Source organism: Yoonia sp., assembly GCF_046498525.1.
In the GTDB taxonomy this organism is placed as follows: Bacteria; Pseudomonadota; Alphaproteobacteria; order Rhodobacterales; family Rhodobacteraceae; genus Yoonia.
The window spans coordinates 1-12,999 of record NZ_JAWOAN010000027.1; the positions used below are offsets into that span (position 1 = coordinate 1).

Sequence of the window (12,999 nt, forward strand, 5' to 3'; positions counted from 1 at the left end):
GGCAGCACCGGTCAGGTTCTGGCAGGTCAGCCGCCCATGCTGGAAGCGTCGCTTGACGGGGCTTTCCAGACGTTGCTGGAATGGGCTGATGAATTCCGCGATATCGGCGTGCGCGCCAACGCCGATACACCCGCTGACGCACAAACGGCCCAGAACTTTGCCGCCGAAGGGATCGGTCTTTGCCGCACCGAGCATATGTTCTTTGACGGGGATCGGCTTGGTGTCATGCGCGAGATGATCTTTGCCGAAGACAGCGAAGATCGCAGGGCGGTGCTGGACCGGCTTTTGCCGATGCAACGTGCAGACTTTCAGGCCTTGTTCGAGATCATGGCCGGCAAGACGGTCTGCGTCCGCCTTTTTGACCCGCCGCTGCATGAATTCCTGCCATCCGACAAGGCCGGGATGCGTGATCTGGCCGAACAGGTCGCCCTGCCATTGCCCGAAGTCATCGAGCGCGTGGATGCCTTGGCGGAATACAACCCGATGCTCGGGATGCGCGGCGTGCGGCTCGGCATTGCGATCCCCGAGATTTACGACATGCAGGCCCGCGCGATTTTTGAGGCGATGGTCGCTGTCGGCAAGAAGGGCATCGTGATCAATGTCGAGATCATGATCCCGCTGGTGAGTGCCATGCGCGAAGTCGAGCTGCTCAAGGGGCGCATCGAGGGTGTCGCCAACGGGGTCCGGGCAAAGAGCAAATATGCCTTTGATTACCGCTTGGGCGTGATGGTCGAAACGCCCCGCGCCGCCTTGCGCGCACAGGATATCGCAGAGCACGCGCAGTTCCTGTCCTTCGGCACCAATGACCTGACACAGATGACCTACGGTTTATCCCGCGATGACGCGGGCCGCTTCATGTCGGCTTACGTGCAGCAGGGGGTCTACGCCGAAGACCCGTTCCATACCCTCGACATAGAGGGCGTGGGAGAGCTGATTTCAATTGGCGCTGCGCGTGGCCGTGCCGGTCGACCGGACGTTGTTCTTTCGCTTTGCGGCGAGCATGGCGGTGATCGCACTGCCATCGCGTTCTGCCGCGCGCAGCAGTTTGATTATATCTCGTGTTCGCCTTTCCGTGTGCCCGTTGCGCGACTTACCGCCGCCCAGCTTGCATTGGCCGAGCGGGTGTCGCCGTAAGGCAATACCAGATATTGTGGCATTTATGCCGCAAAAATCTGCATTTTGGGAAATAGTCCGGGGCGCGGTCACGGCGATGTTGCCCCTTTGGGAACAGTGCAGGGCGGGGGGTAGACCTTTTGACGACTTTCCCCTAGAGAGACCGGCGCTAGCGCGGAGCTGACCCGCGTCATTTCCTGGGTGGGAAAAATGACTGTTATGAAGGCGATTTTCGCCGCGGTTTCTGCGGCATCCATCTGTGTTGCGGCAACATCTGCCGCAGCCAATGAACTTTTGGCGACCCGTCTGGGCGCAATTCTCGGGCAAGAGCGTGAAGCGTTGTCCGTTGTCCCCGCAAGCCGCATGAATATTTTGACCAGCTTGCCACCGGCGCAAGAGCGCGGCCTCACGACGCGCAGCGGCATTGTCTATGACCGCGAGTTCCTGGCGGCACAGCCAGCCCCTGACGGCGGTGAAAACTGGCAGTGCCTTGCTGAAGCACTTTACTTCGAGGCACGCGGCGAAACCGTGCGCGGGATGTTCGCCGTTGGCGAGGTCATCCTGAACCGTGTCGATAGCGACGTCTATCCCGATACGCTTTGCAAGGTGATCAATCAGGGCACGGGCCGGCGGTATGCGTGCCAGTTCACATATACCTGCGATGGCAAGCCTGAAACGATCGCAGAGCCCCGCTCATGGGAGCGTGTCGGCAAAGTCGCGCGTATACTGATCGATGGCGCGCCACGGGCCCTGACAGGTGGTGCAACGCACTATCATACCAAGGCGGTTAATCCTTCCTGGGCGCAGCGCTTTCCGCGCACCGCCGAGATCGGTGTTCACTATTTCTACCGTCAACCGGTGCGTACCGCATCCAACTGACGTCGCATGATCGCGGATAGGCGTCGTCCCTGACGCTTGCCGCTTGGCTGTCCTGCTTGTATCCCACGAGGGTGACACTTTGCGATGGATGCCCCGATGACCGATGATATTCGCCTAGCCTTTGCCCACCCAAGCGAGCGGGCCGAGGCCAGCAGCCAGACGCCCTGCGACCGCATTTCCTTGCGTGATTACATCGTCGAGGTCGAAATCGGTGCATTCCAGCAAGAGCGCGGTACATTGCAACGTGTCCGCTTCAACGTGGTGGTCGAGGTCCTGCCGCTCGGTGGCCCGATTGACGACGATGTGGACCGCATTCTGTCCTATGACAAAGTCACCGAGGCGATCAGCATCGAACTGGAAGCCGAGCGTATCAATCTGCTTGAAACCCTTGCAGCACGAGTGGCCGAGCGTATCTTGCTTGAACCACAGGCAGAGCGGGTTTTTGTCCGCATCGAAAAACTGGACCGTGGCCCGTTTTCGCTCGGGGTTGAAATCGTGCGTTCCAGCGACGGCGTCGATCTGGCGGGGCAGGAACATGTCGAAGCGCCGCATCCGCGGATCGTCTATCTGTCGAACGCCGCAATCCAGAGCCCGCACCTTCAAAGTTGGATCGATCAACTGGCGGCGATGGATGCGCCGTTGATTATTTGCGTCGGTGCTCCGGACGTCGCAGCCCCGCAAGCCGGAAATGCATTGGCACAGCGCCGGATTGATCTGTTGGCGATCGAACAGAACGCATGGGCTTTGGCTGCGCGTGACCGCCGGTGCATGGTTGTCGGCACACGGACCGAACTGGACTGGGCGATGAAGAACGGCCAGATTTCCATATGGGCCCCCTCCAAGATCGTGCTGGATGCGGTGGACGGGCCTTCGGCCAGCCCGCGCGATGCCGTGGCACTGGTCGCGTGGTTCGCGCGCGACATGTCTGCAAAGGAACTGCTGGTCATCGGCGCAGAAGCGCCGGACACTGACGTGCCTGCCCGCAGTGTCCAGACAGACACCAAAGATCTGACATGAGCCAGTATTACCGCCCCGTTGCCAGATTTGGAGAAGTGCCGACACCACAAAGCTTTCCGCTTGCAGGGGGCTTGTGCTGGTTTGACACGGTTGCCGTCCATGAACGCGGCGGGGGTGTGCACGCGATACCGGCGGGAGAGGTCCCAGACGATGTTCTGGGCAATCTGACCTGCGCACGCCCGCCCGTTGCGGGCGTGGCGATGACAGATCCACGCATCATGGGCATCCTTAACGTGACACCCGACAGCTTTTCCGACGGTGGCCAATTCGATGCACCCGAGCGCGCGCTTGACCATGCGCTTGCAATGCAAAACGAAGGGGCCGATATCATTGATGTGGGCGGTGAAAGTACCCGCCCCGGCGCGGCAGAGGTGCCAATCGCAGAGGAAATCGCGCGCACCGCGCCAATTATTGCGGCAATACGCGCCCGAAGTGACGTGCCCATTTCGATCGATACGCGTAAGGCGCAGGTGGCAACGGCCGCCTTGGAGGCAGGTGCGACCCTTATCAACGATGTGGCCGCCTTTACCTTTGATCCCAAACTCGCAGATGTTGCTGCAAAGGCCAAGGTTCCGGTCTGCCTTATGCACGCAAAAGGGACCCCCGAGACGATGCAGAATGACCCCAGCTATGAAGATGTGCTGCTGGATGTTTATGATTTTCTCAGTTCGCGTGTTGACGCGGTCGTTGCGTCAGGTGTTCCGCGCGATCAGGTCGTGGTCGATCCCGGCATCGGGTTTGGCAAGACGCTTGAACACAATCTGTCCTTGCTGCGCGGCATTGCGATGTTTCATGGGTTGGGCTGCCCTATTCTGCTTGGCGCATCGCGCAAGCGGTTCATCGGAACGATCGGTGGAGGCAAGGACGCCAGCGACCGCGTGAGCGGATCTGTGGCGATTGCCCTCTTTGCGGCAAGGCGGGGCGTGCAAATCCTGCGCGTACACGATATCTTCGCCACCAAACAAGCATTAGACTTGGAATGGGCAATCGGCGGGGCAGCAATGACATGACACGGAAATTCTTTGGCACCGACGGGGTGCGCGGCAAGGCGAACACCTTTCCTATGACCGCAGAAATGGCGCTCAAGATCGGGGCCGCTGCAGGCCGTTATTTCCGCAATGACGGGTCCAACGGGCACCGCGTTGTGATCGGCAAGGACACGCGGTTGTCGGGTTATATGTTTGAAAACGCGCTGACCGCCGGTTTGACCAGCACGGGCATGAATGTGCTGCTCTTGGGGCCTGTGCCGACGCCGGCTGTTGGTCTCTTGACAACGTCAATGCGCGCCGATCTGGGCATCATGATTTCCGCCAGCCACAACCCGCATCATGACAACGGGATCAAATTCTTCGGCCCTGACGGGTTCAAACTCTCGGATGAGGCAGAAGCCGAGATCGAAGCCATCATTGGCAATTCCATCGAACCGGCGCAGGCGCAGAATATCGGACGCGCCAAGCGGATCGACGACGGCCGTTTCCGCTATGCAGAGCGGATCAAATCGACCTTTCCGTCAGGTATGCGGCTAGACGGTCTGAAGGTGGTGATCGATTGCGCGAATGGTGCCGCCTACCGCGTCGCCCCCGAGGTATTGTGGGAACTTGGCGCGACGGTGATCCCTGTGGGTGTGTCACCTGATGGATTTAACATCAACAAAGGCTGCGGCTCGACAAACACGGCGGCTGCTGCTGCAAAGGTGGTGGCCGAGGGCGCGCATGTCGGCATTTGCCTCGACGGCGATGCGGACCGCGTGATGATCCTCGATGAAAACGGCCAGGTGGCCGATGGCGATCAGCTCATGGCGCTCTTGGCGGGTCGATGGGCCGATCAAGAGCGTTTGAATGGCGGCACATTGGTCGCGACAGTAATGTCGAACCTCGGATTGGAACGCTATCTGGACGGACGCGGTTTGCGGCTTGAACGCACCGCCGTCGGAGACCGCTATGTGGTTGAGGCGATGCGTGCGAACGGCTGGAACCTTGGTGGTGAACAGTCTGGCCACATTGTCATGACTGACTTTGCAACCACCGGCGATGGCCTTTTGGCCGGCCTGCAATTCTTGGCTGCAATGATCGAAACAGGCCAACCCGCCAGCGCCTTGACCAAGAGCTTTCAGACAGTTCCGCAGATGCTGAAAAACGTGCGCTTTACAGCAGGACAGGATCCGCTGGGTGCGGCGCAAGTCCAAAAATCCATCGCTGACGCAGAAACCAGACTGATAGGCAAAGGCCGTGTGCTGATCCGTAAATCCGGGACCGAACCCCTGATCCGCGTGATGGTTGAATGCGAAGATGATGCGTTGCTGGCGCAGGTGGTCGACGGGATCGTGGCCGAGGTCGAAGCGGCGATCTAGCGCACAAAAAGGCGCCGCATGTTGCTCCATTGACTGATGGCAAGGCCAAACAGGATCAGACCGAGTGCGATGAAGAACCGCAACGGCAGCACTTCGCTGAGAATCCATGCCCCGAATATCATCGACCAGAGCGGCACCTGATAATTCACCAGTGTCATGAAGATGGCACCCGCCGAGCGGATCGTCGCTACCCTGATAAGTGCGGCCAGCGCTGTTGGAAAGAATCCCAGTACAATGATTGCAAGCGTGGGACGTGCATCGCCTATGCTTGGGATGCCTTCGATCACCAGCATTGCGGGGATCAATGCGGTAGAGCCAACTGTCAGCAGTAGGGCAGACATCGTGATCGGGTCGATGGGTGGACAGCGGCGGGTCATGATGCTGGACACCGCATAAGAGATCGCGGCCCCGATGCAGGCAAGCTGACCCAAAGGTTCCCATCCGGTGCCGATACGCAGCACGCCTGGGCCAATCAGGACGGCAGCGCCGATGAACCCCATGATGACGCCCAGTGTGTTGCGCGTGCTCATTTTTTCGTCGGTAAAGATATGCGCCAGCGGCAGTACGAACAGTGGCAAAGCGGCCATGGAGATACCCGCAAAAGCCGAAGGCACATATTGCTGCCCCCAACTGAGCAGCGCAAAGGGCAAGGCCGTGTTGAGCAATCCGATCGCGACCAGATAGCGGCGCATGACAGGCGTGAAGACCGGAAGGGGCCGGTTCAGAACACGCATCAGGATCAACAGCGCCGTCGCGCCAAGGGTGGTGCGCGCACAGGCTACGGTCAAGGGGCCGTACCCTTCCAGCGCAATCGCCACGACCATAAAGGTCGCCCCCCAGATCAGCCCGAGGATGGCGATAGAGAGCCAGTTTGCAGGTGTTGGTTGGGCGGTCATTGTACTGTCCTGTCAGGGCAAAAGGCCCGGGACGCATCCCGGGCCTTTTATGATGTAAGGTGGATCATGATCCACCTTACAGATTGATCAGTTCTTTGCCTTGTCGACCATTTTGCCAGTCGAAATCCACGGCATCATCGCGCGCAGCTTCTCTCCGACCTGTTCGATCTGGTGTTCGTCGTTGATACGGCGCGTCGCCTTGAAATACGGCTGGCCGACCGAATTTTCCTGCATGAAATCACGCACGAATTTGCCGGTCTGGATGTCGGTCAGCACGTCTTTCATCCGCTTTTTGGTCTCGTCGTAAGGCAGGATGCGGGGGCCGCTGACATACTCTCCATATTCGGCTGTGTTCGAGATCGAGTAGTTCATGTTCGCGATACCGCCTTCATAGATCAGGTCCACGATCAGCTTCACTTCATGCAAACACTCGAAATAGGCCATTTCAGGCTCGTAGCCAGCCTCGACCAGTGTTTCAAAGCCCATGCGGATCAATTCGACCAGACCGCCGCAAAGCACGGCCTGTTCACCAAACAAGTCGGTTTCGCATTCCTGACGGAAGTTAGTTTCGATAATGCCGGACCGTCCGCCACCGATGGCAGAGCAATAGGACAGGCCGATTTCCATCGCCTTGCCGGATGCGTCGTTATGGACCGCCACAAGACAAGGGACGCCGCCGCCTTTTGTGTATTCGCCGCGCACAGTGTGGCCGGGGCCCTTGGGTGCCATCATGATGACGTCAACGCCGGGCTTGGGTTCGATCAGACCGAAATGCACGTTCAAGCCGTGTGCGAAAGCAATCACGGAACCTTCTTTGAGGTTGTCATGCACGTATTTCTTGTATGTCTCTGCCTGCAGTTCGTCGGGCATCGTGAACATGATCACGTCGCACCATGCGGCGGCTTCGGCGATGCCCATGACCTCAAGGCCTTCACCCTTGGCTTTGGCGGCAGAAGGCGATCCTTCGCGCAGGGCCACAACAAGGTTTTTCGCACCGCTATCACGCAGGTTCAGCGCGTGGGCGTGGCCTTGGGAGCCGTAGCCGAGGATGGCCACTTTTTTGTCTTTGATCAGGTTCACATCGCAATCGCGATCATAATATACGCGCATATTCGCAGTCCTTTAATTGGTTACTCGGTAGCTGTATAACTGGGTTGTCGCGAATTGTGAGGTTGGGACCAAGAGTATTTTTTGTAAATAGATGATTGTTATTCTTAAATTGCTAAAATACTGATAATTTTATGCTAGATGATGTTGATCGCCGTATTCTGCGCCTCTTGCAAGCCGACCCTGCGCGCGGGGTGCCGGAGCTTTCCGAGGCGGTCGGTACGACGCCTGCGCGTGTGAGCCGCCGCCTTGAGCGGTTGCGTGAGCAAGGGGTGCTGCTGGGCAGTCACGCAGTGATAGACTGGCGCGCCTTGGGGTACACTGTCGCCGTCAGCCTGCGCATCACGCTGGACAAGGCCGTTGCCCGCGCCTTTGACGAGTTTATCCCTGCGGCGCGTGCAGTGGCGGAAGTGATCGAAATACAGACCTTTCTGGGCCGCGTCGATGTACGCCTGTCGCTTATTGCGAAAGACCTGCCCGATTATCAACGCATCTATCGCGATCAGGTTCTGACGCTTCCGCATATTGCCGATATCGAAGCGTTGATGACGGTGGCAACGGTCAAGTCCGATGAAAGCCTGCCGATATGATCCTTGACGACCTTGATCGCAAATTGCTGCGCAGCCTCGTGGCCAATGCCGATCAATCGACGACGCAATTGGGTCAGAAGCTGGGCCTGAGCCAGCCTGCTGCGTGGCGGCGCATCAGGCGGTTGCGCGACGCGGGTGTCATCGCCGGACGCCGTCTTGAGCTGGATGCCGCGAAAGTCGGATTTGGCGTGACGGTGTTTCTGGGAATCAAACTGGCCACCAAGGGCCGCGTCAGTCTGGAAGATTTCGAACGCGCGGTCGGGGCCATTCCAGAGGTGCAGACCGTCGATCATGTCTTGGGGCTTTATGACTATCGCCTGCGTGTGGTGGCGCGCGATCTGGCGGATTTCGAGCGCGTCCTGCGTCGCCGGATCATGACGATGCCGGGGGTGGGCGATCTGGAGGCGAATGTGCTTTTGTCCGAGGAGCGCAGGCCGGGGCCGATCTAAAGAACGCTTTGTGGCCCATTGGAAATATGGGGTGCCAAATCGGCTGCAAAGGCGCCATTGTATACTAAGATAGGCTTTGCTTTCACGCGACCGTGGCAGTAGCCAATCATGTAAACTGCAGTAAGGATGAACGACATGGATGGTGCACAAACACCGGTAGACCCAGACGGCCTGATGGAATTTTCGGTGGTATTCACCGACCGCTCGCTGAACCACATGTCCAAGGCGTTTCAGGGCGTGATGACAGATATAACGGCGATGCTGAAAGAAGTATATAATGCCGATGACGTTGCAATCATTCCCGGTGGCGGCACCTACGCGATGGAGGCCGTGGCCCGCCAGTTCGGTGCAGATGCCCATGCGTTCATCGTACGCAACGGCTGGTTCTCTTATCGTTGGAGCCAGATTTTCGATGCAGGTAACTTTACCGCACAAACGACAGTGATGAAGGCGCGGCAGGCAGGCAATGACACACGCGCACCATTCGCACCTGCTCCGATCGAGGAAGTGACCGCGGCGATCAAAGACGCCAAGCCGGATGTGGTGTTTGCACCGCATGTGGAGACCTCGGCAGGTATTATTTTACCGGATGACTATATCACGGCATTGGCTGACGCTGCCCATGAAGTCGGCGCGCTGATGGTATTGGACTGTATCGCTTCGGGATGCGCTTGGGTTGATATGAAAGAGACCGGTGTCGATGTGCTGATCTCTGCGCCGCAAAAAGGGTGGTCATCCACGCCGTCTGCCGGATTGGTGATGATGTCGGACCGCGCTGTTGCACGGCTGGAGGACACAACGTCTAATTCCTTCACCGTCGATCTCAAGAAATGGCATAGCATCATGCAGGCCTACCTGAACGGTGGTCACGCCTATCACGCGACGATGCCGACAGACGGGTTGCGCGCGTTCCGCGACACGATGCTGGAAACACGCGATTTCGGGTTTGAAAAACTGAAAAAGGCGCAATGGGAACTGGGCAACGCCGTGCGCAAGGTTCTGGCCGACAAGGGGATCCGTTCGGTGGCCGCAGAAGGGTTCGGCGCGCCCGGTGTCGTTGTCAGCTACACGGATGATCCCGCCATCCAGAACGGGTCCAAATTTGCCGCTGAAGGGATGCAGATTGCCGCCGGTGTGCCGTTGCAATGTGACGAACCGGACGACTTTCGGACCTTTCGGTTGGGCCTTTTCGGGCTGGACAAGCTCTATGATGTCGATGCCACGCTGGCGCGGCTGGTTCCGGTGCTGGACAGGGTGCTTTAACCTGCACCCAGCCCCATCTGCATCAGTGTCCGGCGGACAGGCGTAACACCATAAAGCGCCTCGATCCCCTTGGCGCGCAGGGCCTGCATGGTCGGGCTGCCCGCGATTGATGCGCGGTTGAGCGCGTCAATACCTGTGATCCGTAACTTGATGTCAGGGTGGCGCTTGCGCGTGTAGGTGTCCAGCATGGCGGGCGCGCCAAGCTGGTCGGGCTGGGCTACGGCAAGTTCCAGCAGGCAGGACAGATCGCGCAAGGACATATTCAACCCTTGCGCACCAATCGGCGGCATCACATGGGCGGCCTCGGCGACAAGGGCTGTGCGCGGTGCGGTCAGATCATGTGCAAACTGGCTGATGATCGGCCAGACACTGCGGCGGCTGGCCAGTTTCAATGGACCGTACAGCAGGGCAGAACGGTCATTTGCTGCCGCCTCGAAGGCATGTTCGCCAAGGGCGGCCAACCTGCTCACTTCGGCTCCGTGTTCCATCCAGACCACAGCGGAACAGGGTCTGCCATCGTGATCGGGCAGGGGCACCAGCGTGAATGGCCCACCCGAGCGGTGTATTTCGGTCGAGACGTTATCGTGTGGCGCATCATGGGTCACGGCGAAGGTGACTGCCTTTTGCCCGTAGCGCATGGTTTTGACGCCAATGCCCGTACTTTGCCGGACAGCAGAGCCACGGCCATCGGCACCGATCACAAGTTTGGCCGCCAACTGGCTGTTGTCTGACAAGGTGACGATTGCCGCGTCGCGACGCGCCAGCATACGGGCAAAGCCGATGTCGGGGCGAAAATCGACGTTGGGCAGGTCCGCCAGTCTTGTCACCATCTCGCGGCGTAGCAACCAATTGGGCAGGTTCCAGCCAAAGGGCTTGTCCGAAATATCGGCGGCATTGAAATCACGCGTGACATGGGCATCGGTCCCGATATCAACGATCCGCATGACTTGCAGTTGTGTTGCGTAGGGCGCAAGGCGTGTCCAAAGCCCTGCGGCCTCTAGAAATTGCTGGGCCGGTTGCAAGAAAGCGGTTGTCCGCAGGTCGGAGCCTTCGGCGTCGCTTGTCGTGACCGGTGGGGTTGGATCGACGATTGTGACGTCAAACCCCGCAGTCCCGAATGCTGCCGCAGCGGTAAGCCCTGCGACGCCGCCGCCTGCAATCAAGATATCAGTTGATGTCTGTTTCATGGAGATGACATATGCCGGTCGCATGCAGGCGGAAAGGGTCAGCGTGCCAACTGCGACAAGAAATCCGCCAGATGATAGGTATGGTGGTGAATGTGATCGCCGCCGTCAGGGTCTGCGTGAACATGCACCGTGCGCATCCCCAAGGCATGGGGAACAGCCAGATTGCGCGCTTCATCCTCGAACATCGCGGCACTTGCTGGTCTGATCCCGTCCTTGCCGAAAACAAGCGCAAAGGCATCATGGCTGGGTTTTGGTTTGAAATCAGCATGTTCCACACCGTAAACCGCATCGAACTGGCGGGTCAGGCCACACGCCGCGAGGACGCGGGTGGCGTGGTTATGCGACCCGTTGGTAAACACGATCTTTCGCCCCGATAGCCTGTTGATGACCCCTGACAGGACCTCATCCTTTTCCAGATGCGAAATGTCGATATCGTGTACGTCCGCCAGAAAATGGTGCGGGTCCACGTCATGGTGTTCCATCAAACCTGTCAGAGTAGAGCCGTAATCGGCCCAGTAGTCGGCGCAGAGTTTGAATGCGCGCGCCTCGTCCAACCCTGTCAATCGTGACACATATGCCGAGAACCGCACGTCCATCTGGCCGAAAAGATTCGCCGAGGGCGGATAAAGCGTGTTGTCGAGATCAAAGACCCATGTGTCCACATGGGCAAAATGCTGGGCTACCATACCCGTAGAGTATGTGGCGCGTCCGGCACGTGCAACCGCTTTGGCTTGATTGCGGGGCGGGCTGGGGCGTATGGTTGCGCAAGCACGAAAGGTACCAGCCTATGCATGACCCACGCGCGTCACACAAAGACGCCTATGACCTGATCCTCGAAGCGATCGACAGTCACATCTACAAACCGGGCGACCGGTTGGTCGAAAGCGAACTGGCCGAAAGGTTCGGCGTGTCGCGTACGCCGATCCGCGAGGCATTGCAGCGCCTTGAGACGCAGTCCTTGCTCACCCGTGACGGGCGCTCGCTGATTGTGGCCTCGCTGGATCATTCCCAGCTTTCGGAACTTTATGTCGTGCGAGGGGAACTCGAGGGGCTGGCCGCCCGTCTTGCCGCACGCCATGCCGCACCCGAAGAGGTCAAGGTCCTGCGTGACATGCTGGATGCGGATCAAAAACTGGTCGGCGACCCCAAAGCCCTGAGCCGCGCCAACCGGCGTTTTCACAAGCAAATCCATCTTGCGTCGCATAACCGCTTTCTTGTGCAGCAGTTGGATTTGGTGCACCGTTCGATGGCGCTATTGGCAACAACATCGATCGCGGCAGAGGGTCGCGGAGATGAGACTTTGCAAGAACACGCCGCGATTGTCAGAGCGATCGAGGCCGGCGATGGAGATGCGGCTTATCAAGCCCTGCGCGACCATATTTCACAAGCGTTCGTGACCCGTCTGAAGTTGGATGCAGAAGCTGTGGAAGCTGCAGAATAGCCCTACTGCAGCCCACTTAGCATAAGTGCACGAAGCAAACCTGAACACGTCGACCTACAATTGACGGCTTCGTCCGCACACTGTGACGTAGAATGGTTAACCGATGGTTAAGTGTTCATCGCGTCTACAAATCGTTCAAACAAATAATAGCTGTCCTGCGGGCCGGGGCTGGCCTCCGGGTGGTATTGGACACTGAACACCGGGCGGTTTGCGATGCGAATACCGCAGTTGCTTCCATCAAAAAGTGAAACATGTGTTTCTTGCACACCGTCAGGCAGGGTCTGGCTGTCCACGGTAAAGCCGTGGTTCATCGACGTGATTTCGACCTTGCCGGTTTCCATATCCTTGACAGGGTGGTTTGCCCCGTGATGTCCGTGGTTCATCTTGATGGTCTTGGCACCTACGGCGAGGGCCAGCATCTGGTGGCCAAGGCAGATGCCGAAGACAGGCAGATCAGCGTCCAGCACGCCTTTGATCATGGGAACAGCATATACGCCTGTCGCCGCGGGATCGCCGGGGCCATTGGACAGGAACACGCCGTCGGGGTTCAGGGCCAGCACGTCTTCGGCAGTCGCGGTTGCAGGCAGAACGGTCACGTCGCAACCCGCACTGGCAAGGCAGCGCAGGATATTGCGCTTTGCACCAAAATCAATGGCGACGACTTTGTGCCTGGGGTCGTTTTGCGGCTTATAGCCCTCAGGCCAGGC

Annotated in this window: 14 protein-coding genes; 9 read left to right on the forward strand and 5 right to left on the reverse strand. The window is 58.7% G+C overall.

What is annotated here, in order from left to right:
* The 5 genes from R6T97_RS01865 to glmM form a co-directional block, all read left to right on the forward strand.
* Positions 1-1,134 (forward strand): putative PEP-binding protein (locus R6T97_RS01865; protein WP_410347614.1); only part of this gene is annotated, 1,134 nt, incomplete at its 5' end.
* Positions 1,135-1,323: 189 nt separating this feature from the next.
* A complete protein-coding gene (locus R6T97_RS01870; protein WP_410347615.1) occupies positions 1,324-1,992 on the forward strand; it encodes a cell wall hydrolase in 669 nt (222 codons plus the stop codon).
* A 96-nt stretch (positions 1,993-2,088) separates the two neighbouring features.
* The gene (locus tag R6T97_RS01875) at positions 2,089-3,009 is read left to right on the forward strand and encodes a dihydroneopterin aldolase (protein ID WP_410347616.1); all 921 of its coding nucleotides are present in this window, start codon (positions 2,089-2,091) and stop codon (positions 3,007-3,009) included.
* Complete coding sequence (gene folP, locus R6T97_RS01880; protein ID WP_410347617.1) at positions 3,006-4,019, forward strand: dihydropteroate synthase; 1,014 nt, start codon at positions 3,006-3,008, stop codon at positions 4,017-4,019. The genes R6T97_RS01875 and folP overlap by 4 nt, the downstream gene beginning before the upstream one ends.
* Complete coding sequence (gene glmM / locus R6T97_RS01885) at positions 4,016-5,359, forward strand: phosphoglucosamine mutase (RefSeq protein WP_410347618.1); 1,344 nt, start codon at positions 4,016-4,018, stop codon at positions 5,357-5,359. Before folP ends, glmM begins: the two co-directional genes overlap by 4 nt.
* On the opposite strand, the gene R6T97_RS01890 is transcribed toward glmM, so the two are convergent.
* A complete protein-coding gene (locus R6T97_RS01890; protein WP_410347619.1) occupies positions 5,356-6,255 on the reverse strand; it encodes a DMT family transporter in 900 nt (299 codons plus the stop codon). The genes glmM and R6T97_RS01890 overlap by 4 nt on opposite strands.
* A gap of 87 nt (positions 6,256-6,342) precedes the next feature.
* Positions 6,343-7,365 carry a ketol-acid reductoisomerase gene (ilvC, locus tag R6T97_RS01895; protein WP_410347620.1) on the reverse strand — a complete coding sequence of 341 codons (1,023 nt, stop codon included), beginning with the start codon at positions 7,363-7,365 and terminating at the stop codon, positions 6,343-6,345.
* 131 nt (positions 7,366-7,496) lie between these two features.
* Between ilvC and R6T97_RS01900 the strand changes: the two genes are divergently transcribed.
* The 3 genes from R6T97_RS01900 (at position 7,497) to R6T97_RS01910 (ending at position 9,664) form a co-directional block, all read left to right on the forward strand.
* Positions 7,497-7,952, forward strand: a complete 456-nt coding sequence (locus R6T97_RS01900) for an Lrp/AsnC family transcriptional regulator (RefSeq protein WP_410347621.1) — start codon at positions 7,497-7,499, stop codon at positions 7,950-7,952.
* Complete coding sequence (locus tag R6T97_RS01905; RefSeq protein ID WP_410347622.1) at positions 7,949-8,401, forward strand: Lrp/AsnC family transcriptional regulator; 453 nt, start codon at positions 7,949-7,951, stop codon at positions 8,399-8,401. The genes R6T97_RS01900 and R6T97_RS01905 overlap by 4 nt, the downstream gene beginning before the upstream one ends.
* Positions 8,402-8,536: 135 nt before the next feature.
* Positions 8,537-9,664, forward strand: coding sequence for an aminotransferase class V-fold PLP-dependent enzyme (locus R6T97_RS01910; RefSeq protein WP_410347623.1), 1,128 nt, complete (start codon positions 8,537-8,539; stop codon positions 9,662-9,664).
* Here R6T97_RS01910 and R6T97_RS01915 read toward each other — a convergent pair.
* Both R6T97_RS01915 and R6T97_RS01920 read right to left on the reverse strand, forming a co-directional pair.
* Positions 9,661-10,851, reverse strand: a complete 1,191-nt coding sequence (locus R6T97_RS01915) for a UbiH/UbiF family hydroxylase (protein ID WP_410347624.1) — start codon at positions 10,849-10,851, stop codon at positions 9,661-9,663. The two genes, R6T97_RS01910 and R6T97_RS01915, sit on opposite strands and share 4 nt — an antisense overlap.
* Positions 10,852-10,889: 38 nt before the next feature.
* Entirely contained in the window at positions 10,890-11,537 is a 648-nt protein-coding gene (locus R6T97_RS01920; RefSeq protein WP_410347625.1) for a pyrimidine 5'-nucleotidase, read from the reverse strand.
* 101 nt (positions 11,538-11,638) lie between these two features.
* Here R6T97_RS01920 and R6T97_RS01925 point away from each other — a divergent pair, with 101 nt between their 5' ends.
* Positions 11,639-12,292 carry a GntR family transcriptional regulator gene (locus R6T97_RS01925; RefSeq protein WP_410347626.1) on the forward strand — a complete coding sequence of 218 codons (654 nt, stop codon included), beginning with the start codon at positions 11,639-11,641 and terminating at the stop codon, positions 12,290-12,292.
* Positions 12,293-12,399: 107 nt separating this feature from the next.
* Here the strand turns inward: R6T97_RS01925 and R6T97_RS01930 are convergent.
* Positions 12,400-12,999 (reverse strand): carbamoyl phosphate synthase small subunit (locus R6T97_RS01930; RefSeq protein ID WP_410347627.1); only part of this gene is annotated, 600 nt, incomplete at its 5' end.